The organism is Arcticibacter tournemirensis (genome assembly GCF_006716645.1).
In the GTDB taxonomy this organism is placed as follows: Bacteria; Bacteroidota; Bacteroidia; order Sphingobacteriales; family Sphingobacteriaceae; genus Arcticibacter; species Arcticibacter tournemirensis.
Genome location: NZ_VFPL01000001.1, coordinates 1,489,859 through 1,511,459 on the forward strand (window position 1 = coordinate 1,489,859; position 21,601 = coordinate 1,511,459).

A 21,601-nucleotide genomic window follows, 5' to 3' on the forward strand; every position below is an offset into this window, starting at 1 on the left:
AAATGAACAAAGCAATTTATTTAAACAGTCGTCCAATTGGAAAACCAAAAGAATCGGATTTTAAATTTGTAAATGAAGACAAGCCTGAGATTACCAATGGCGAAATTCTTTTGAAAACAAAATTCGTTTCTGTTGATCCTTATTTAAGGGGAAGAATGAGCGACGCCAAGTCGTATGTGCAACCCTTCAAATTAAATGAACCAATTTCCTCTGGATGTATAGCAGAAGTTATCGAGTCTAAAAACGATTCCTTTAAAAAAGGGGATTTTGTGTCTGGCTCTTTGGACTGGAAAGAATATCAAACTTCAAAAGGAGAGAACCTATTAAAAGTAGATGAGAACCAAGCCCCGTTATCTGCCTATCTGGGCGTTTTGGGTATGACCGGATTAACGGCTTACTTCGGCTTAACTGATATAGGAAAGCCCCAAAAAGGGGAAACAGTAGTGGTATCCGGCGCAGCTGGTGCTGTTGGTAGTATTGTTGGTCAAATCGCAAAAATATTAGGTTGCCGTGTTGTTGGCATAGCAGGTACAGATGAAAAAGTAGCAATGCTAAAATCAAAATTTGGGTTTGATGAGGCCATCAACTATAATACTGTTAAGGATATGAGCAAGGCAATTGCAGATGCTTGTCCAAACGGAGTTGATGTTTATTTCGATAATGTGGGAGGCGATATATCCGATAGTGTACATGTCAACATTAATAGGTTGGGTAGAATTATTGTTTGTGGAGCCATTTCGGCCTACAATGACACTTCTGCTCCAACAGGTCCGAGAGTTGAACATTTTTTGATTAGGAAAAGTGCGCTTATGCAAGGTTTTATTGTTGGAAATTATGCAGAGAAGTTTCCTGAAGGAATGCAACAATTATCAAAATGGTTAAAAGACGACAAACTTACTTATTCAGAAACTATTGTAGAAGGTTTTGATGCCATTCCGCAAGCGTTTATTGATCTTTTTGAAGGTAAAAACAAAGGAAAAATGATCGTAAAGATATAATTGCAATACCAATAATTATTTAAAAAATGAAGTCAAATTATAATAAGATACTCTCTCCTTTTACTTTTCCCGTTTCCGGGATTAATATAACGAATAGAATCGTACTGGCTCCTATGACCACCTTTTCGGGTAATGATGATGGAACTACTACAGATGCCGAAGTGGCATACTACCGTGAACGCAATCAATCAGCCGGGCTATTGATTACCGCTTGCGCCTATGTAATTAAACATGGAAAAGGTTTTCATGGTCAGATAGGTGCCGATTCTAATGAATTAATTCCAAGCTTAAAAAGAATAGCTGATGCCTTAAAAGCGAACGGCAACAAAGCTGTACTTCAGTTATATCACGGGGGAAGGATGTCACCTCCCGAAGAACTCGTTGACGGACAATCATTAAGTGCCAGTGCTGTTGCCGCCGTGAGAGAAGGCGCTCAAGTTCCACGAGAAATGACTGCAACTGAAATAGAAGAAACAATTGTGGCTTTTGGTGAAGCTACACGCAGAGCAATTGAGGCTGGTTTCGATGGAGTTGAAATACATGGAGCAAACACTTATTTATTACAGCAATTCTTCTCCCCTCATTCTAATCGTAGAACAGACAAATGGGGTGGAGATTTGATGAAGAGAATGACTTTCCCCCTTGCTGTAGTTGATGCTGTAATAGAATCGGCTGCACTTTCATCCAATCCATTTCTTGTTGGATACCGTCTTTCACCCGAAGAATTGGAAAATCCAGGTATCACAATGGAAGATACACTTCATTTGGTGGAAACACTTTCCCTAAAACAATTAGACTATTTACACATTTCAGTGATGGATTTTTGGGAAGGTTCAATGCGTGATAAAAATGATACGGCACCTAGGGCCCAACTAATTGCAACCAAAGTGGGTCATAGCCTTCCTGTTATTGGTGTCGGAAGTCTTCACACGCCAGAAGAAGTAGAAAGAGTTCTTACGGGCAACATTCCATTGGTAGCCATGGCCAGAGAACTTTTAATGGAACCGCATTGGTTGACCAAAGTAAAGAACAATGCAGTGGACCAAATTAGAACGGAACTGGATGTAAATACTCAAGATTTATTAAAGATACCCACTCCTCTTTGGAGCGCACTTATTTCAAGAACAGGTTGGTTGCCTGTGAAAAATAACCAACACTAATTATTTAATATTTAAAACAAAAGTCAAATGAAAAATTTTCAATTTAAAAATCCAACAAAAATACTATTTGGCAAAGGTCAAATAGAGAATCTATCAAAAGAGATTCCCGAAAACGCAAAAATATTGTTGCTATACGGAGGCGGAAGCATCAAAAAAAACGGAATCTACGATCAGGTTAAAAAAGCACTTTCGGCTTATGAAGTTGTGGAATTTGGAGGAATTCCTGCGAATCCAGAATATAGTATTTTATTAAAAGCCCTACAAGTTATAAAAGAGGATGGCATTAATTTCTTACTGGCCGTTGGTGGAGGATCCGTTATCGATGGTACAAAATTTTTATCGGCAGCAGCCCTTTACAAAGGCGATAGCCCTTGGGATTTATTAACCGCGAATAAACCTACTACCGAGGGAATGCCCTTTGGAACGGTTTTAACCTTGCCTGCAACAGGTTCTGAAATGAATTCTGGAGCGGTTATTACTAGAAAAGAAACTAAAGAGAAATTGGCCATGGGCGGACCAGGTCTCTTTCCGTTTTTTTCGATTCTTGATCCAGAAGTAGTGAAATCTATTCCCCAACGCCAGTTAGCCAATGGGATCACAGATGCCTACACACACGTTCTTGAGCAATATATGACCTATCCTACGGGTGCTTTGTTACAGGATCGCTTTGCAGAAAGTATTTTACAAACCTTGGTTGAAGTGGCACCAGCCATTTTAAAAGATCCATCAGATTACGCCGCTGCATCAAACTTTATGTGGAGCTGTACGATGGCGCTGAACGGACTAATCCAACAAGGAGTTCCCGGCGACTGGGCTGTACATATGATGGGACACGAATTAACGGCGCTTTACGGCATTGATCATGCAAGAACATTGGCTATTGTGGCTCCAAGCCATTACCGTTATAACTTTGATTCTAAAAAGGAAAAGCTCGCACAATATGCAGAACGTATCTGGAATGTTGTAGATGGAACAGTGGAGGAAAAAGCCAAGGCAGGAATTGAAAAAACTGAAGAATTTTTTCACTCTTTAGGAATCAAAACGAAACTTTCAGAATACACTGATGATTATTCAGAGACTGGAAGTATTGTCTCAAAACGTTTTACAGACCGTGGCTGGACCGGACTTGGAGAACACAAAACCCTTAGCCCTTCCGATGCGGAAAAAATAGTAGAAATGAGTTATTAACATTTTAACCTAGAAAAAATGAAAACAAGAACAATTGGAAAAAGCGACCTAAAAGTATTTCCCATAGGCCTAGGATCCATGGGAATGTCGGAATTTTATGGGAAAACGGATGAAAAACAAAGTATTAAAACCTTGCACAAAGCATTAGACATTGGGGTGAATTTTATTGATACCGCCGATGTTTATGGAATAGGGGATAATGAAGAATTATTACGGAAAGCCTATAGCGATCGCTGGAACGATCTGGTACTAGCGACAAAGTTTGGTTTTGTAAGGGACAAGAACAACCCAGAAGTAAGGCAACTTAATGGTTCTCCCGAGTATGTAAAAAGCGCTTGTGAAGCAAGTTTAAAACGATTGGGCCGCGAGGCAATCGATTTGTATTACCTACATCGTGTGGATCCTAATACGCCTATTGAGGAAACAGTTGGGGCAATGGCAGAACTGGTAAAAGAAGGAAAAGTTAGATATATCGGGCTTTCGGAAGTATCAGGCGATACGCTAAGACGTGCCCACAAAGTTCATCCTATTACTGCGGTACAAACCGAGTATTCCATCTGGTCACGTGATGTTGAGCAAACCACAATGTCCGTTATAGAAGAGTTGGGAATTTCATTAGTGCCCTACAGTCCTTTGGGTAGAGGTTTTCTATCAGGCACCATCAAGGACACTTCAGAATTATCCGAGAATGATTTCCGACATACAGTGCCTCGTTTCCAAAAAGAATTCTTTGAAAGCAACAAAACACTTTTAAGCCGAATTGAGCAGTTAGCTGACAAGAAGAACGTAACACCTGCACAATTGTCTTTAGCTTGGTTATTACACAAAGGAGAAAATATTATTCCTATTCCCGGTACCAAGCATGAGAAATACTTGATCGAAAACGCGAAAGCTGTTGACGTTGAACTTACCCAAGAAGAGATGCAGTATTTGGATGATACCTACAACACAGTGGCTGGAGAACGCTACAATGCTAATGGTATGAAATTTACAAATCTTTAATAAAAACTTTAAAAGTAGATAAAAATGATAAAAATGAAAATATTAATTGTGTTAACCTCTCATGCATTATTGGGAAATACTGGTGAGAAAACCGGATTTTGGATAGAAGAATTTGCAACGCCTTATTATTATTTAGTAGATAATGGTGCCAGCGTTACTTTGGCCTCACCTGATGGAGGTCAGCCTCCTATCGATCCTACCAGTGACAAACCGGAAAATCAGACAGAATCAACCAAACGGTTTAAAAATGATGAAGCATTACAAGAAAAACTAAGCAAAACGCATAAACTTTCAGAAGTGTCTGAAAAGGATTATGATGCCGTATTCTATCCAGGTGGTCACGGGCCTTTATGGGATTTGGCAGAGAGTGAAGTTTCGGCAAGGTTGATAGAGCACTTTTATAATGCCGGTAAACCTGTTGCTTTTGTATGCCATGCTCCTGCAGCCTTGAAAAATGTAAAAAATGTTTCGGGTGAGCCACTCGTGAAAGGAAAAAAAGTAACTGGATTTACAAATTCAGAGGAAAAACTGGTTGGTCTTACCGATGTTGTCCCTTTTCTTGTTGAAGACATGTTGAAGGAAAAAGGAGGTATATATAGCAAATCAAAAGATTTTGAGGCATATGCTTTGGAAGATGGATTGCTTATTACAGGACAAAACCCAGCGTCATCGCAAAAAGTTGCCGAACTCTTATTAAAACAATTAGAGGCTAAAAAATAGGTTATTCTGGTCATTCTCTGATAGTATTATCAGCAGTTTCTTCATTCCTCTTCAGTAAAAAGGAAGGAAGATGACCGAGGATAAACACTGATTAACAATTTAAAAAGAATATTGATTTATGATAAAAGTAGTGGCCAAGAATTTTGCTAAAGAAAATAAAATAGACAAAATTTTAGAACTGGCAAAGGAATTAGTGGAAAAAACAGTGAAAGAAGAAGGGTGTATTAAGTATGAAATGTATCAAAATACCAAAGAGCCAACGGAACTAATAATGTTAGAAGAATGGGAAACAGAAGAAGATTTAAACAATCACATGTCTTCTGAACATTTTAAAAGAATAGTTCCTCAAATGGCTGAGTATTTAAGAAAAAAAGGAGAAATTAATATATACAAAAAAGTCATTTAGACTTTTTATAGAATAAAAGTAAATAAATATTCCTAATGCTGCTGAAGGTAAATCATCGGAAGGATATGAAATTTTGTCGATGAGTATGCAAGATTTTTAAAAACCCCATTACCCTCACGTGTACTTACAAAAGAGCGTACCATATGTGAGAAAATAATGAGCCTGGTAAGATTTTCATACTCAGATCAACCCTATGTGGATCTCGCCAATAAAATCCGGCATATCTATGATATTCACCTGATGTTAGAAAATAAAGAAGTGGCTACATTTTTTGCGTCTTCCGAATTTGATGAAATGCTGGTGAAGGTTGGCAGTGATGATGTCTTGAGTTTCAAGAATAACAATGAATGGCTGAAAATACATCCTAAGGAAGCAATGATCTTTATCGACCCGGAAAGTACCTGGGATGCTATTAAAACGCCATATCGCACTACCTTCCGAGATTTAGTTACCGGAGAGCTGCCATCTGAAGAAAGTTTGATTATCACACTTGAAAAGGTCGCAAGCAGGTTGGGCGCTACGGACTGGGCTTTGAGCAAATAATGATACGTGTCTTACCTTGCTTCCTATTTTTTCATATAGATGACATCCTCAGAATAGCTCTGATTGAGAATAACCATATAAGAAATAGACCTTAGGTAGTTTTATTTTTGAAGCAAGCCTTAGAACCGGCTTTTGTATACTGCACATGGTCAGAAGGGTATTTCTCACCGATCCTGCGTCGAACTGTATGGTTTCTGCTGGCTAACATATGCACCTTTAAAGGCTGGTGGAAGTAATGCAAAACCGGCTTTTAGTACAGTTGAAAGGTGCATGTTCATTGTTTTCGAATGTTTACTCAGAGTAAACATTCAAATTTAGTAAACAATAGTATTTCACAAACTCGCAATCCTTGAATATGTTCGTAGAAGTAACATGTTCATGATTCATGAACATTGCTAATTTATGAACACTAAGAAGAAATTTAATAAGAAGTAGATTCGGCAGAGTCGGCGATTACTTCTCCCTGCCGAATCTTATAATTTTAATTTTGGATTGGTTGAAACTAAATCTGTCACTTCTTGCTTTATCTTTAGATAATTCTCTAAAATATCAACAGAACTTATTTTCCTAATATCAGAAATCCCTTTGCTTTTCAATTCCTCTTCCATTATTGCTTCATGGTCATTTTGAATCTCACTATGAAAGACCTTAAGGCTAATCTTTTGTTCCGGATTATCAGCCACTATCCCGACAAACTCACCTGATGACAATGAGGCAATTTTCGCAGCCGGTATAGCATAATCCAGTTGAGTCGACTTCGTCAGAGAGGTATCGCTGCTGTTTATATTTGTACTGCTTTTATCCTGAACAATTTTTCCAAACATTTCGGAAAGTTTCCGGGCTGTATCGCCCGTTACCTGACCACTGATGATATTGCCTACAATACCCGTTATCACATCTGCCTGTTCAGCGCCGTAGTCTTTTTTTAGCTGACTGAAATCCTGAACCGCCAGCGTGGTAGCAACTTTATTACTGCGCGCCGTCGCAATCAGGCTATCGATGTTATTAAAATATATAGTTGGGAACTCGTCAAATATGAGGCTGCATTTAAGCTGATTTTTCCGGTTTACCAGTTTGATCATCCTGGAGATGTATAAGGATAGTACGGCCCCATAAACCTGAAGCTTCTGCGGGTTATTTCCCACACAGACAATCTTCGGTTCATCCGGATTATTGACATCCAGGGTAAAGTCATTACCTGATAATACATAATACAACTGAGGAGAAGAAAGGCGCGCCAGGCCAATCTTAGCAGAAGCAATTTGTCCTTCCAATTGCTCTTTTGCCTTATTTTGAAAGGCCGAAACAAAAGGATTGATAAGCACTTTAATCTCTTCTTCCTGACTGAGCACCTGGAAAAGTTTCTCATACTCGACCTGCATGAGTTCGATAACATGAGGCAAAGTGCAGTACTTTCCATCCTGATACTTCCTGAGATACCAGATAATAGCCGTCAGAAAATTAATAGGTGATTCGACAAAGAAGTCACCTTGCTTCTTGATCCAGTCCCGGTTCAGGCCCAGCATAATCGTCCTGCTTGCCTCTGTTGCATCCGTTATGTCATCCATTGCCTTTGGATCCAAGGGATTACACCGGTGACTATGGTTAAGATCATCGAAATTGATCACATAAAAGGATGGCTTTACCTTATAGTTGCGGTAATACTTTAACAATTTATTATAAGCAATCTTGCTAAGGTCGTCGTATTTGAAGTCATACAGAAACATGGAAAAGCCCTTCCGTATATGCTGGTCAATGATATGACGGATCACGAAATAAGATTTACCTGCACCCGGAGTCCCGGCTACAAGGATCCCTCTGAAGGGATTGATGATATTGATCCAGCTATCCCTCACCTGCTTCTTTAAGCGATATTTCGCCGGAAGGTTTATAGAAAACTCGTTTTCCAGCAGCCGTTCTTCCTGGGGAAACGTTTCATTTTCGGTATTAAAAATATCCTCTTGCCGGGCCGCCTTAAGAATCCGGGAAAGCCTGACGCCTCCGCTCAGGACGAGCAGATACCCGGCCACTGTGGTCACCATGTAACACAGAGCGATTCCATTTGGCGGCAGAGATACATAAAAACAAAGGATACTGGCAAAGAACAAAAGCAAGCCTGAACCGATGAGCGCTATAGTACTTCCCTTTGATATTTTCTCCTCCTTTCTGCCTTTAGCACCGACAAGGGATATTGAAAGAAAAAGAAGAGTCACCACTTTCGGCTTTAGCACGCCACTAAACAGCCCGGTTTTACTGATACTTAAAATGATGCGGTCAAGAATATCTGCCGTCCATCCCCAATGGTAAAAGGCGGCATAGCAACTGACATAGAAATGAATAGCTAATATGGCAATGCTGATATACCTTGTAAGGTCTATAATCTTACGTAGTCCCTGAATGTCTTCCCCCGTTTGCATCGATAACTTCGTTTTAACTATTTATATTAAAGCCGCAATCCCTGGTCATTCCTCCTTCTTTTTTTCTTCCTTTTGAAAACGGAGGGAGAATAATCCGGATCGGTTTTGTTTAGCAAGGAATCGAGCAGAGATTCTTTGATGGGCTCGTGCTCCGGGGAAGGCGAGCTATACCTATTTTGAAGCGAATCGATAGTGACCTTTTCTTTTACCCCTCGTCCTCTCTGCATCAGTAGCTTTTGTTCGACCGTTCCATTCTTCATAGTATTGGTGTATAAGAACGACTCGGTAAGCCCCCGGTCAAAACCAAACTTTTCATCGAAGACACGCTCCCCCGAAGCAGCAAAAGTCTTCCGGTCGAACTGTCCGACTTTTAAGGAGTGCTCCTGATTTCTTCCCCTGGACTTATTCATCGGGCTTAGTTTAATCCGGTTGGTAATATCCTTGCGGCTTACAACGATCTGGATATGCCACTGATCACCATCCTTTAGTTCCCCACGCTTCCTGATGCCCTGCTTTACTTCCGGATCTTTGTGCGAATAATACCGGTGCTCTTCGATCTTTCCGAACCACAGCAGATCTTTACTACTCTCAATTCCAGGTCGCCTGAAATTCCGGGCATATTCATCCATTACAGAAACGGCATATTCTTTAAGTTTTGCCTTCATGGCGTCTTCCCCGTATAATTCCTTTAACCAGGCAAGTTCCTTACGACTGGGACTGACATTAATCAGAAAGAACTTGGCGTCACTACTACTGAGTTTTGCTATGTTATTATCCAGGAAGGTTCTCACTTCATAAGGCTGGATATCCTGACGATCCTGGTTGAACCACCGTTCAGGTTCCTGCATCAGATCGCTTACCCGATTTTCCTTTTCCAGGTAATGCACAAGTTGGCTGCTGCTTCCTTTATTACTACCGTTTTCGCTGTCTGTAATATTGATGTGCATGGCTAAAGATTTCTTACCTGTTGCTTTACCTTATTAATGAGTTCCTCTTTTTCTCTTGCAGGTGTCATCAACCCGAACTGTTCCCGCGACTTGATATAAGAATCCAGAATGAAGAGGAATTGAGATTTAAGTTGCTCTTTGACCTGAGCGAGTTTAACCAGTTGCCTTACCAGTCCGTCAACCTCATTCAATTTCTGTAGCTGCAGCTGAAGGCCGGCGCTGGTATTTTTATGATGATAAGTCTCTTCATTACTCAGCCATTCCAGGATACGGCGTTGGGAACTTACCATTCGCTCCGCATCCTGCTTAATCGGAATAAGCAGCGATTGCTCCTGGGTTTTTATGAAGCCAGTTAGATGCTGGTTCCCTTTGATTATAGAAGTCTTCAGTGCCTCATCATTCAAGTCATTTGGATCTTTCTTCGTATGGTAGAAATAGTCGACCATCTGATTAAAGAGTGTTCGTTTGTTTCGTCCCAGCCTGCCTGCAACTTTTTCAAATTTGCGGTCAACTTCAAGTGAAAACTTTACAGATCTGTTGTTGTCTTCCATTTTTGCCTCCATTCGCAGAGTGGTGATAACTAGTCATCGTCCTTATATAAGTAGGCTCTCCCTAAATCACCGGAATGCCCTCGGGAATTCCGTTTCCGGCCTTCCTTCTACCGTTAAGTGGCCAGAGAATCCCCGGAGGATTCTTCAATAGCCGTTTGCAGAGCATAGAGGCTGAAAAGTAGGGCATTGCCCAACTTCGTCTTGCTCCATTTTTTTTGAAAAATGGACGCGCCTAAATTCTCGGGTCTAGACCATCTTGATAGGAGTCCAGTAGTCTGATAGCAGTGTTTATTTCTTAGGCTCCATCAGCTTTCTGATATCCTCATATGCATAATATATCAGCCCACCTACCTTTGTAGATGGCAGAGTGCCATTGTCTCGGAGGCTCTTAAGGGTATTAGCCGAGATTCCTAATAGCTTTCTAACCTCGTAGCTTTTTAGCCATTCTTTCTGCTGCTCTTGTTTTGGTGGTCTGAAAGATGGACGCCTTAATTCGGCGAAAAGTTCTTGCTTGAAACTTTCCAAGTCCTCACGGGTGATGAATTCGATCGTTGCCATAGCGTTTTGATTTGGCTCAAAGATGAAGGTGGTGGTGGAATAATTTTGACAAGGTTTTATGTAGTACCTACTTTTAATTTTAAGAATATACTTTTAAAATTTAGTGCGAAAAGCAATAAAGTAGCTTCACATAGAAATGAGTGGAATAGATTTTAAATTCCTTGCAAAGTATTTTTTTAAAATAATTTTGTTCTCACAGGAATATTCTGTAATATTGTGCCATAGTTCTTTGAGAGAGTTTTTAAGCTAATGTAATTAGTTCAAATCGTTAAGTGTAGAAATGCACCGCCTTCACAGGTTTTTGGATGACACGACCCAGCACATCTGTCCACACCGATGCTTCGTGGATCACGTTGCTGCCCCGGTTGTACTGTTAAATTGAACTTACTGTACACTTGCTTATTCTGCTGTATTCCCAATTGGTGGGAGACAGGTGTCAGAGTGTTTCAAGTGATACCATATAATTAAGTACGATCCTTAACAAGGAATGGCATGTCAAATCCCAAACTGTTTTAAATCTTTTGAAGCAGGGTATTGTAGGAGTGAAATAAACGAACAGCGTATGTGAATTTAATTACAGCATAATGAGTGAAGCAGGCGATATGCCCGTAATTAAATTCAAGCAAGATGCAAAAAAATAGCTTTAAAAGCCCCGATGAGCTTATACTAGGTATAAAGCTCATCCTTTCAAAAAACCGTTGTTCGTTTTCAGTTGATGAGCACAATCTATTGAAAGATTGTATCAAAGCACTCGAACAGTCAAAATCTGAGATGGATGAAGTTATCCGTTTTCACAAGATTGTTAGGGTGCTAAATTTGATACTTCGTGTATTTACGATATTTGATCATTTTAATGATGTGTTCTGATAGTGGCGCTCCTACTTTTATCTTAAATATGTTGTCATGGACATAGGTAATACTATAAAGAAAATAAGAATTAAGAAAGGTTATAAACAAAATGAGTTTGCTGAAAAATGTCAGCTTACTCAAGCTTACCTTTCTAAAATTGAGAACAACCAGAAGGAACCGACGATTAACGTATTAAAAGCTATTGCATTTAATTTGGAAACACCGTTGCCTGTGCTTTTTTTTCATTCACTCACGGTTGACGATATTGAGCCGAAGAAACGTGACGCTTTTGAGATAATTTTGCCTTCAATAAAGGGGATGATTGAATCATTCTTTTAGTTATGTTGGATACCCCTAAGCTTCTACGGATATTAGGAATTTCATCTAAGGAATTAGAAGGGCTGCTTAAGGGCATTGATGAATTTTATTATTTAAAGAGTAGTCCTAAATTAAATAAGAAGACCGGTCTGCCGTTAATTGCGAAAAATGGAAAGCCAAGAACCCGTGATCTTTATCCAAGCATAAAACTATTAAAAACTGTACAGCAACGTATTTATCATAGATTTCTTAAATCGATAAAATTGCCAGCTTATGCATTCGGCGGGATTTCAAAAAGAGATAACGTTTTGAATGCAAAAATGCATCAGGGTAATAAATTTTTCTTCAATACTGATCTTCGAAATTTTTATCCCGGAATAACACACCAGCAGGTTTTTGATATGTTTGTAAGAAATAAGATCCCGCTGGAGGCTGCTAGTATTCTTACTAAGCTAACAACCTACAAGGGTATGTTACCTCAAGGAACCCCGACATCCCCTTATTTGGCGAATTTGGTTTTTGTAAGCGTCGGGAAAAAAATTCAGATACTCGCGGATGAACATGGTTTGACCTTTACAACCTTTGTTGATGATATTGCCGTTTCAGGGAAAAACGATTTTAAACCCCTTGTTAATACAATTATAGATTTATTAATAAATAATGGGTTTAAGATTAGTCATGACAAAACGTTTTATCAGACTAAGCGTCCGAAGGTTACTAATGTCATTGTAGCGAACAACGGTATATATCTTGACTCAAGTTATAAAGAGAAGATACTCACTTTCGAAGATCCCCTTTCAGCAGCAGCAAGGGGCACTCTGAATTATTATGACAGAGTAAAAAAAATCAGCAGAACAAAAAAATCGCGTTTTAAAAGCAAATTAGGGTTTTAATGCTGTGTTTTAGTCTTCTGTACAATCCTGTTGGAGATTCCGGAGATGCTGACCCCGTACCGGGCATACTGACCCCCTGATTTGGTTTTGGCCCATAGATTCTGAAGGCCTGACAATTTTACCTTTTTTTTCTTAGACTTTCACCTTTATTATGGAAAGCTTTCCATAATCTGGGTTATGGATAGCTGACGATTATGCAAAGTAAGGGGCAATTTATTGCTTCTATTTATATGGGATGGCAATTTATTGCCTCATCACTTTGCATAATCTTCAGACCGGAAAATCTCCATGTTGCTGTCCGGCGGAACCACTGGATCTCCACCAATAGACCAAAGAGCTGTTTTTCAATACGGTAAAACTCGATAAAGCGTTTTTAAAGCTCTGAATGATTATATTTAGCTTCTAAAAATATTAAATGGCCTTACACGATGATCTAATGGATAGGGGTAATTACCTCGAAGCGATGTCCTCACTGAAAAATTTCCTTAAAAACAATCCAGTTGACAAATTCTCTTGGCTAAAGTTAGCAGAATGTTGTTTTCATATTAATGATTTAAGTTTGGCATTTGAATATGTTAATACTGCTATTAATATTGACAATCAATTTGTTGATGCATATAATTTAAAAGCAGTTATCTTAATACAAACCGGATCCAACAACAATGATATAGAATGCTATCGCGAAGCATTGCTTTGTATTGAAAGAGTATTGTGTCTTGACAATATGAATTACGACGCTTATCGCAATAAAGGAGCCGCATTGAATCGAGTCGGCTCTCTAACGGGCGATGCTTCAAAATTTCTACTGGCAATAGAAACCAGTGATTTTGCCATCTGTCTTGATAAAGAAGATGATGCTCCTTACTACAATAAGTCCCAGGCTCTATTAGGCTTGGCTTCTAAAACCGAAAATATTGAATTTGCTTTACAAGCATTGGAAGTGAGCCAGGAAGGTTTAAAGAATACAGGTGAGAGTGATATTCTTTATGAATCATCTGGATCTGCGTTGGCATTCATTGGCGACGAAAGAGACGATCTTACTGCATTAGATCAGGCTTTTTCTTTCTATCAGAAAGCACTATCATTTGGGGAAACTCCTGTCAGGCTGGCAAACTTTTTATCACTGAAGGTTCTTATTGGGGAAAAAAGAAAGGACATTGAACTTCTTGATTCAGTCCTTGATTACTACGAGCTGACGGAAGATGACATTTGGCGGATCACGAAGAAAGCAAATGTCTTGTGGGTCTTAGGAAAAGTTCAAGAAGATGTAAAATTTGCAGAACTTGCTATTTCCGAGCTGGATAAGGCAATACAAATCGATTCCTCAAATAGACATGTCTTTTTTAAAAAGGGGAAAATATTGCTATGGATAGGTAACTATTTAAAAAAAGAGGAAATAATAAAAGAAGCTATCCTTCACTTTGAATACGCCATATCTTTTGATTCCTCGTACCCGGCATATCATTGTGAACAGGCAAGAGCATTACTTTCGGCTTCCTTGTTAAAACACGATGTCACAAAACTCAACTCTGCTATCATATGTTTAGATCGTGCTCTTGAATTGAACAACCAACATTCTTCTTCTCTGGAACTAAAAGGTGATGTATGTTATGAATTAGCAAAACAAACAGAGAATCTGAATACGTTTTACGCGGCATTAAAACACTATGACGATGCACTCGCAATTGATAGCCAACAAAGTAGAATTTATATTCAACAGGGGAATATTTATTCACGGATTAGTGTCATGGGCGAAGAGAGAAGATCTGATGCGCTAAGACACTACTTGAGAGCACTTTATATTGATTTTTATTCTTTTAATGAACCATATTTTCTTATTCGCTTCCTCTTGAATAATTTCGACCTCCGTTTTTTAGCAAACCGGTTGATAAACCTTCATCCTTTCCTTAAAACTGGTCTTAGTGAAGCGATTGATTATAGGAGCGTGGAAATTGAGTATTCCTGGTTCCTAAATGATCTTGCTCTTTTGCACGTTGAACTTGAGAAAGAGCTGCCTGGTGTCGAAGTTAGCTGGTCTTTTAATATAATGAAAGCTATAATGTTATACATTGGAGGAGATCCTCTTGCTGCCTTTGAGATACATGATTACTTGCTTGATAATATCGATTCAAATGATCTTCAACATCAGTATTATTATAATTTATGTGCCAGAGATATTTTGCATCCAGACCGCGTGCCTATCTTAAAGTACGCATTAAATATTTCAGAGATTGAAGCACGTAAGGTAGTTGGAGATCATCAACAAACTTATTATGCTGCCTGTATTTTCATGATCGATCAGCAATATGTTAAAGCATCAGAGATTCTCCAAAACTTATTTTTTCGGCATAACTATCTTCCCGCGTTGTACAAATTGATAGAATGTTATCAATTTTTAAACATGAATGATGACCTTCAAAAAATTGCCGATGAACAACGTCAAAACCTATCTTCGGATGAACGAAAATCATTTTCTTCTAAACAGTCGATCCGCAGAAGATTTGAAGAAAATAAAATCGCATTTGAAAAAGGGCCGGGATGGTTCATTCTTGAAAACGATATTGACGATAAATTAAAAAGGCTTGAGGAAGAAAAAAAAGTTATCACCCGGTCAGGGTATATATTCAACCCGGGAAAGAATGATTCCATAGTTTTACCGGCAGGCGCTCTTTTTCACGTAAACCCTAATTATTTGGAGAACTTGGAAGTTCGTTGCAAAGAAGCTATGCTCGATATATATAAAGAAGTTATAAATACTAGCTCTCTTGAGGGTAAATCATCTTGGCTAGCCGAATACCTCAACGCCCACATGAAAAATGAAAAGGATTATTACGGCAGGGTTTTGTTTGGGGATTATGCGGATCTTCTGGTTCTTTTATTTCTTAAAGAGGCTATTTCGGAAACTGAATATATTCTTATCAGTACTTATCTGGGCTTGAAAGCCAAACTATATAACAAAGGGAAAAACAACCGGGCTTTAACAATTGCATCTAAAGCTCTTTTAAGCGAAATAGTTAGACCTCTTACTACAGCTTTAAGTTATTCCGCACCTGCTTTTCCAATTGCTCTTATTCTGAGGCTTATTTTCGACCACAAAGACGAAGAAAGAATAAGAGAAATGAATTTTATTTATTTTGAGATGCATTACGAGGAGATTAGAAAATTATCTTCTAACCCAAACTGGCTAAAAGACACGGATTCTAAATGGGAAGAATTTATAAAGGATCTTCTTCCAAATGATCAAGATCTTTCAGGCCTTGATTTAAACTAACTTAGGAATAAAAACTGAAGGAATCCCTTAATGGGCCTGCATCTTGGGGCAAGAATTATATAATAAAATCATACGCTGTTAAGCACCCCTACACTACTGTGAAAAAACCCAATAAAGGTTCTAAATAGTATTAAGGTTCCTTTGGGAGCCTTTTTTGCTGTATTTTGAGGGTGTTTCACAAACTGTGTCAATAGTGTAATTTTAAACTATCGACATAAGAATGTATCCGTCACCAAGTAGGCTCCCGGGCGAATAGTACAGCAGGCTACCTTTGAAAAAAAGGATCAAAGATGGAAGCCAACAAATCGTACAGCAAAGAAGAACGGGATTATCATGTAGAACAATGGCGCAGCAGCGGCAAGAGCCAGAAAGCTTACAGCCTGGAAGCCGGCATTCCGGTCGTGTCGCTTCATTACTGGATTTATGGAAAGAAAAAGAAGGGAAAAGAATGAAAAGCGCTCCCTGCCTTTGTCCCGGTCCATATTCAGGAAGAAGAAAACCCCGGCCTGGAGATCAACCTTGAACTGCCGCGTGGCATACGGATCCTCCTTCAGGGGCAGGTGAGCGCAGTCTACCTCAAAAGCCTGATCTCATGAGCCTGCTGTCCCTTCCGGCCCATGTCCACTATTATTTATATGCCGGCCATGCCGACATGCGGCGGACCTTTGAAGGCTTGTGCGACCTGGTACGCAATGAAATGCAGGCAGATCCCCTGGACCATCAGGTCTATATCTTCATTAACCGGCGGGGCACGCAGGTCAAATTATTATTATGGGAAGGCGACGGCTTCAGCATTTATCACAAGCGGCTGGAGGCAGGCACCTTTGAAAGGCCGGCGGCCACCGGCAACGGGCAGCAGGTGATCATCAGCCGAACCTCCCTGCAACTGATCCTTCAGGGGGTAAGGCTGCAGAGTGTAAGTTACCGCAAGCGGTATGAGCGAAAGCCTTCCTCTTAACCGTGCATTATAATCAGCCATGTAGCTTCTGGCCAGCCGCCATAGGCATAACCATTTAATACCTTCTCCATGAGGTTCCTAATATTCTGATAAGCTTAGAAAATTAGCCCTCCAACCCGGGGTAAAAGGCGGCTTTCCATTTAATCTTTGACTCTGAGGTGAATTAGGAGAGATGCCTAATAACTTTTCCTCTTCGCAGCTCTTTAACCATCCCCTTTGCTGTTCCTGCCTTGGTTGCCTGAAGGATCGCCCTCTTAGTTCTGCCAATCACTCCTGTTTGAACTGTCCATATCTTCTCGGGTAATAAATTCAATTGTTGCCCTATTTTTTCGATTAGGCTAAAGGTGAAGATTTGATGCAAGACATCTCTGTCAAAGCCATCGCCGCTGCGCAATGACTCGATAATAAATACGCCGTAGGTGGCCATTTTTCACTTCTTTGACCTATGGGTTGCGGAGAGATGGGCGCCTTAATTCTGCAAAAAGTTCTTGCTTGAAAGTTTCCAGATCTTCCCGCGTGATGAATTCAATTGTTGCCATATTATTTTGATTTGGCTCAAAGGTGAAGGTGGTAAGGGGATAATTTTGACGAGGTTTTATGTAGTAACTATATTTAATTTCTGAGAATAACTGGAGGTCCTACGGATTTTAGGAATTTCATCTAAAGAATTAGACGGGCCTCTCAAAGGATTGACATTAGTAGTAAGGCTAGGCGTAATAAATTAAAACCAAATAACTAAAAAACGAAGCTTTTTCGTACCTTAGTGTTATGATTATAGGTTACTAATACTTATTCCGTAACCTTGAAAAGTTTGATTGTAGCAATTGGTTGTTATTCAATTAATTACAGCATAAGGTTCGAGCCCAGGTGGGCGCACTGAGTATCATCTCAAAGAACATTAAAACCCTGTAAATAGCTTGATTTACAGGGTTTTTTGTTGTGCGCCCGGCATGGGCGATAACTCTAGGGTGCAAGTCCCGAACACGCCATTACAGTTGGAAGTGTTAGCCGAAGGCAAGGGTGTCCACCGTGAGGTGGAATCTGAAGGAAGCCTCAGGCAAATTCTCGGTCTGACGGACAGAAACTACATATAAGGCCTACGATGCTGGATGAGGTTGCAACACAAACTAAAGTCCTATACTGTACAGAAGCATCAAGGTAAATGTAGCAGACACATGAGAGGAAAGTTATCGTTCTTACCCGGGGAGATCTCACAGACTTGTGGAAGTTTTTTTTTTCAGAAGCAAGGAGTAAAGCTAGCTGTGAGAAGTCAGCCGATTTCGTAGTACTTGCTTACGGCAAAGCAAGGAAGGAATGAACCTTAAGTTAGTGATCAATAAATGAGAATTACCTAATGAAGGATAGAATGCAGAAAATTGATAACGTTTATCAACCTGATCACAAAAGAATAGGGCGGAACCCGAATGCTATGTGGGAGGGCAGACTTTTATTAGGATGATTGAAAAGAACCTCACAGACACAAACACACGAGTAGATGAACTGTTAGAACAACTTCTTGACCGTCAGAACCTAAATGCTGCCTATGTACAAGTGGTCGGTAATCGTGGTGCTGGAGGTATCGATAAGATGGGCGTCGAATCCCTTGGGGATTATCTTAGAGAGCATAAGGAGAAACTTTTAACATCCATCAAGCAAGGGAGTTACTATCCTTCTGCAGTAAGACGTGTTGAAATTCCTAAAGACAATGGGTCAAAGCGAATGCTGGGCATCCCAACAGTAGTTGATCGGCTCATCCAGCAGGGCATTAGTCAAATCCTGACACCAATCTACGAACCTGAATTCAGTGACCACAGCTATGGTTTTCGTCCGGGTCGCAACGCGCATCAAGCGCTTATCAAATGCAAGGAATACATTCAACAGGGGTATAATTATTCCGTAGACATGGACTTAGAGAAGTTCTTCGATACGGTGAATCACAGTAAACTGATTGAATTATTATCACGCACGATCAAAGACGGAAGACTGATCTCACTTATCCATCGATACTTGAGAGCAGGTGTAGAAATAAACGGAAGGACTATAGTAACTACAGAAGGTGTACCTCAAGGAGGCCCACTAAGCCCACTTTTGAGCAATATTATGCTTGATGAACTGGACAAAGAACTGGAATCTCGAGGACACAAATTTGTACGTTACGCTGATGACCTTATGATACTTTGTCGTAGTAAACGGAGTGCCTCACGGGTTATGGAATCGATCACAAAATTTGTTGAAGGTAAGCTGATGCTTAAAGTCAATAAAGAGAAAAGCGTCGTTCGTCATGTATCCACGATTAAATTTCTAGGCTATAGTTTCTACAATTACAGAGGGGAGTCGCGCTTACGTATTCACCCTAAAAGTCTAGGGAAGATGAAAGCTAGGATTAAAGGACTAACGGGCCGCAGTCGAGGTTGGAGCGATGAACAGCGAATTCTCTACTTGAGGGAATACCTCACAGGCTGGATGCACTACTTTAAACTAGCGGACATGGGGACGAAACTGGGGCAACTGGATATGTGGTACCGTCGTAGGCTACGTATGGTCAAATGGAAACAATGGAAACATAGCAAGTCTAAAATTAGGAACTTAGTACAACTAGGCGTAAGTAAGTACAAGGCGTACGAATGGGCACATACAAGGAAAAGTTACTGGCACACAGCAAAAAGCTGGATACTGACAACAACCCTTTCCAACTACTATCTTAAACAACTGGGATACCCATCTTTACTGGCAGAATACAAGCGAGTTTGTGTTACAACTTAGGGAAGCGCCGTATACCGAACGGTACGTGCGGTGCTGTGGAAGGTCGGAACGGGAATTAATCCCGTTCCTCCTATCCGATTTTTTTCATATCAATCCAACGCAACGAAAGTCATCATTCTGGTTACCTATCCGACTACCTTTTTTAGTTGTTATTTTTGAGGTAACACAAAACGCTGTAACGCATTGTAAAATAATGATTTACGCGTTAAAAAGTTGCTCAAAAAGCGGTGTTTTTTTCGCTTTTTGTGTTACCTGAGTGTTACCTGAAAAACAACTGAAACTGGCTTGTAATGAATCAGTTAATCGTTATTTGTTATGAAAACACAATCGTTCGGAGTTCATTTTACGATCAGAGCAGACAAAATTAAGGATGGAAAAGCACCTGTGTACGCCTGCGTGACCGTCAGCAAAAAAAGAAGTTACATCGCCCTGAAGCAGACCATTGATGTGAAGAACTGGGATAATGCCAGGGGGATACTTCGTGGTAACCGGGAAGAGGTGAAAAAAGTGAACAATTACTTACAGGAGGTTCGTGTAGCCATTGCTACCTGCTTCCAGCAGTTGCAGTTGAAGGGAAAGATGGTTTCGGCTGATGCCATCAAGAATGCCTTTCTTGGAACAGCTGAAGAGGTTTATACATTAAAGACCCTGATCGATTATCACAATGAAACTGCGGTATCTTCTTTGAAATGGAGCACTTTGAAGCATTATTATGTCACGCAGCGGTATCTGGAAAAATTCCTGCAAGAAAAATTCAAAGCGAAAGATCTCTATCTTACGGAATTGAACTACAAGTTCATCAATGACTTTGAAACTTTTCTCCGGAATCACCAACCTAAGGACCATCAGAAGCCCCTGAACAATAACGGCATCATGAAGCACCTGATCCGGTTAAAAAAAATGGTTCATCTGGCTGTAAGGCTGGAATGGATAACCAAAGATCCGTTTATTAACTACAAGATGAAGATTTTGAAGGTGACAAGAGAGCATCTCTCAGCGCATGAACTTTCAATGATTGAAACTAAGAAATTCCCTGTTGAGCGGATTGATATGGTAAGAGACCTGTTTGTTTTCTGTTGCTATACTGGTTTGGCCTATGTGGATGTCATTAAACTGACTCCTGATAATATTGTTGAAATGGATAAGGGAGAATTTTGGGTGCGGACGTTCCGGCAAAAGACCGAAGCCCCGGTCAATATGCCGTTGCTTCCGAAAGCGATGGAGATCATCAGGAAGTATAAAGGCAATATCCGTTCGGAAGCCTCCGGTACTATCTTTCCGGTAATATCGAATCAAAAGGTAAATGCGTATCTCAAGGAAATCGCGGATCTGTGTGGTATTAAAAAGAATATTACTTTCCATTTAGCGCGTCATACTTTTGCAACCACGGTAACGCTTTCTAATGGTGTTCCTATCGAAACGGTCAGCCGCATGCTGGGGCATACTAAAATTGCCACTACTCAGATTTATGCAAAGGTGCTGGAGAAGAAGATCAGTGAAGATATGGCGGCGCTTAAAAAGAAGCTGGCTTGTTGATGTGTTAAATGGAAGGTTACTTATTCTCTGTGGACGCAATTGTTCACGCAGTGAGTGAACAATTAATTTTCTGTAGTACCTAAGAAGTTGTCAAAAATCGGTTTGGTTCTTTTTCTCTTTTGTGGAAAAGGTAACGTCTATGGCAACGATTGATTTTATTACACGTGAAGATCTGGAAAACTTCAAGCAGGAGCTTCTAGCTGAATTAAGAAGACCGTCATTCAGGGCACCAAAGCAGGAGCAACAAAAGGAATGGCTTAAAAGCTACGAAGTACGAAAGTTGCTGGGAATATCTCCTAACACCTTGCAAAGTCTGAGATTGAATGGCACACTGCCTTTTACCCGGGTGGGTGGGCTGATCTACTACGCTTATGAGGATATCCGAAAGTTGATGGAGGATCGCAAGAAGTGATTCGACATAGAATATATTGATAAAATTTTAAAAGCTTCCAAATATACCGTTAAGCGGGAATGTTTTTATATTTAGAAGCCTTTTTGCGGTTCACAGCGCCGATTATGATGA

Annotated in this window: 19 protein-coding genes and 1 pseudogene; 15 read left to right on the forward strand and 5 right to left on the reverse strand. The window is 40.0% G+C overall.

The window, feature by feature from the left end; all coding sequences use genetic code 11:
- The first annotated feature begins 2 nt into the window (after nt 1-2).
- The 7 genes and pseudogenes from BDE36_RS06475 to BDE36_RS06505 all read left to right on the forward strand — a co-directional run.
- On the forward strand, nt 3-998 hold the full coding sequence (locus tag BDE36_RS06475) for an NADP-dependent oxidoreductase (RefSeq protein ID WP_141814206.1): 996 nt from the start codon (nt 3-5) through the stop codon (nt 996-998).
- 26 nt (nt 999-1,024) lie between these two features.
- The gene (locus tag BDE36_RS06480) at nt 1,025-2,158 is read left to right on the forward strand and encodes an NADH-dependent flavin oxidoreductase (protein WP_141814207.1); all 1,134 of its coding nucleotides are present in this window, start codon (nt 1,025-1,027) and stop codon (nt 2,156-2,158) included.
- Between the two features lie 27 nt (nt 2,159-2,185).
- Nucleotides 2,186-3,346, forward strand: coding sequence for an iron-containing alcohol dehydrogenase (locus tag BDE36_RS06485; RefSeq protein ID WP_074745774.1), 1,161 nt, complete (start codon nt 2,186-2,188; stop codon nt 3,344-3,346).
- Nucleotides 3,347-3,364: 18 nt separating this feature from the next.
- Nucleotides 3,365-4,348, forward strand: a complete 984-nt coding sequence (locus BDE36_RS06490) for an aldo/keto reductase (protein WP_074745776.1) — start codon at nt 3,365-3,367, stop codon at nt 4,346-4,348.
- A 33-nt stretch (nt 4,349-4,381) separates the two neighbouring features.
- Nucleotides 4,382-5,068 (forward strand): type 1 glutamine amidotransferase domain-containing protein, encoded by a 687-nt coding sequence (locus BDE36_RS06495; protein ID WP_074745777.1) that lies wholly within the window; start codon nt 4,382-4,384, stop codon nt 5,066-5,068.
- A gap of 118 nt (nt 5,069-5,186) precedes the next feature.
- Entirely contained in the window at nt 5,187-5,474 is a 288-nt protein-coding gene (locus tag BDE36_RS06500; RefSeq protein ID WP_074745779.1) for a putative quinol monooxygenase, read from the forward strand.
- Nucleotides 5,475-5,591: 117 nt separating this feature from the next.
- Nucleotides 5,592-6,017, forward strand: a pseudogene (locus tag BDE36_RS06505) (nucleotidyl transferase AbiEii/AbiGii toxin family protein); the annotation flags it as partial.
- Between the two features lie 473 nt (nt 6,018-6,490).
- On the opposite strand, the gene mobC reads toward BDE36_RS06505, so the two are convergent.
- The 4 genes from mobC to BDE36_RS06525 form a co-directional block, all read right to left on the reverse strand.
- The gene (gene mobC / locus BDE36_RS06510; RefSeq protein WP_141814209.1) at nt 6,491-8,434 is read right to left on the reverse strand and encodes a conjugal transfer protein MobC; all 1,944 of its coding nucleotides are present in this window, start codon (nt 8,432-8,434) and stop codon (nt 6,491-6,493) included.
- A gap of 26 nt (nt 8,435-8,460) precedes the next feature.
- Nucleotides 8,461-9,381 carry a DUF5712 family protein gene (locus BDE36_RS06515; protein WP_141814210.1) on the reverse strand — a complete coding sequence of 307 codons (921 nt, stop codon included), beginning with the start codon at nt 9,379-9,381 and terminating at the stop codon, nt 8,461-8,463.
- A gap of 2 nt (nt 9,382-9,383) precedes the next feature.
- Nucleotides 9,384-9,944: a BfmA/BtgA family mobilization protein gene (locus tag BDE36_RS06520; protein ID WP_141814211.1), complete on the reverse strand. Its 561-nt coding sequence runs from the start codon at nt 9,942-9,944 to the stop codon at nt 9,384-9,386.
- Nucleotides 9,945-10,220: 276 nt separating this feature from the next.
- Entirely contained in the window at nt 10,221-10,490 is a 270-nt protein-coding gene (locus BDE36_RS06525; RefSeq protein ID WP_141814212.1) for a helix-turn-helix domain-containing protein, read from the reverse strand.
- A gap of 903 nt (nt 10,491-11,393) precedes the next feature.
- On the opposite strand from BDE36_RS06525, the gene BDE36_RS06530 reads away from it, so the two are divergent.
- From BDE36_RS06530 to tnpB, 5 genes are all read left to right on the forward strand, one after another.
- Entirely contained in the window at nt 11,394-11,678 is a 285-nt protein-coding gene (locus BDE36_RS06530) for a helix-turn-helix domain-containing protein (RefSeq protein WP_141814213.1), read from the forward strand.
- Between the two features lie 2 nt (nt 11,679-11,680).
- Nucleotides 11,681-12,550 carry a reverse transcriptase family protein gene (locus tag BDE36_RS06535; RefSeq protein WP_141814214.1) on the forward strand — a complete coding sequence of 290 codons (870 nt, stop codon included), beginning with the start codon at nt 11,681-11,683 and terminating at the stop codon, nt 12,548-12,550.
- 415 nt (nt 12,551-12,965) lie between these two features.
- Complete coding sequence (locus BDE36_RS06540) at nt 12,966-15,821, forward strand: tetratricopeptide repeat protein (RefSeq protein ID WP_141814215.1); 2,856 nt, start codon at nt 12,966-12,968, stop codon at nt 15,819-15,821.
- 290 nt (nt 15,822-16,111) lie between these two features.
- Nucleotides 16,112-16,273 carry an IS66 family insertion sequence element accessory protein TnpA gene (tnpA, locus tag BDE36_RS23615; RefSeq protein ID WP_161987562.1) on the forward strand — a complete coding sequence of 54 codons (162 nt, stop codon included), beginning with the start codon at nt 16,112-16,114 and terminating at the stop codon, nt 16,271-16,273.
- 140 nt (nt 16,274-16,413) lie between these two features.
- On the forward strand, nt 16,414-16,779 hold the full coding sequence (tnpB, locus tag BDE36_RS06545; RefSeq protein WP_141814216.1) for an IS66 family insertion sequence element accessory protein TnpB: 366 nt from the start codon (nt 16,414-16,416) through the stop codon (nt 16,777-16,779).
- A gap of 163 nt (nt 16,780-16,942) precedes the next feature.
- Here the strand turns inward: tnpB and BDE36_RS06550 are convergent, their stop codons facing one another.
- The gene (locus BDE36_RS06550) at nt 16,943-17,206 is read right to left on the reverse strand and encodes a hypothetical protein (protein WP_141814217.1); all 264 of its coding nucleotides are present in this window, start codon (nt 17,204-17,206) and stop codon (nt 16,943-16,945) included.
- Nucleotides 17,207-18,234: 1,028 nt separating this feature from the next.
- On the opposite strand from BDE36_RS06550, the gene ltrA reads away from it, so the two are divergent.
- From ltrA to BDE36_RS06565, 3 genes are all read left to right on the forward strand, one after another.
- Complete coding sequence (gene ltrA, locus BDE36_RS06555) at nt 18,235-19,542, forward strand: group II intron reverse transcriptase/maturase (protein WP_202618236.1); 1,308 nt, start codon at nt 18,235-18,237, stop codon at nt 19,540-19,542.
- A 315-nt stretch (nt 19,543-19,857) separates the two neighbouring features.
- Nucleotides 19,858-21,078, forward strand: coding sequence for a site-specific integrase (locus BDE36_RS06560; RefSeq protein ID WP_141814218.1), 1,221 nt, complete (start codon nt 19,858-19,860; stop codon nt 21,076-21,078).
- Between the two features lie 139 nt (nt 21,079-21,217).
- The gene (locus BDE36_RS06565; protein WP_141814219.1) at nt 21,218-21,490 is read left to right on the forward strand and encodes a helix-turn-helix domain-containing protein; all 273 of its coding nucleotides are present in this window, start codon (nt 21,218-21,220) and stop codon (nt 21,488-21,490) included.
- Nucleotides 21,491-21,601 lie beyond the last annotated feature (111 nt).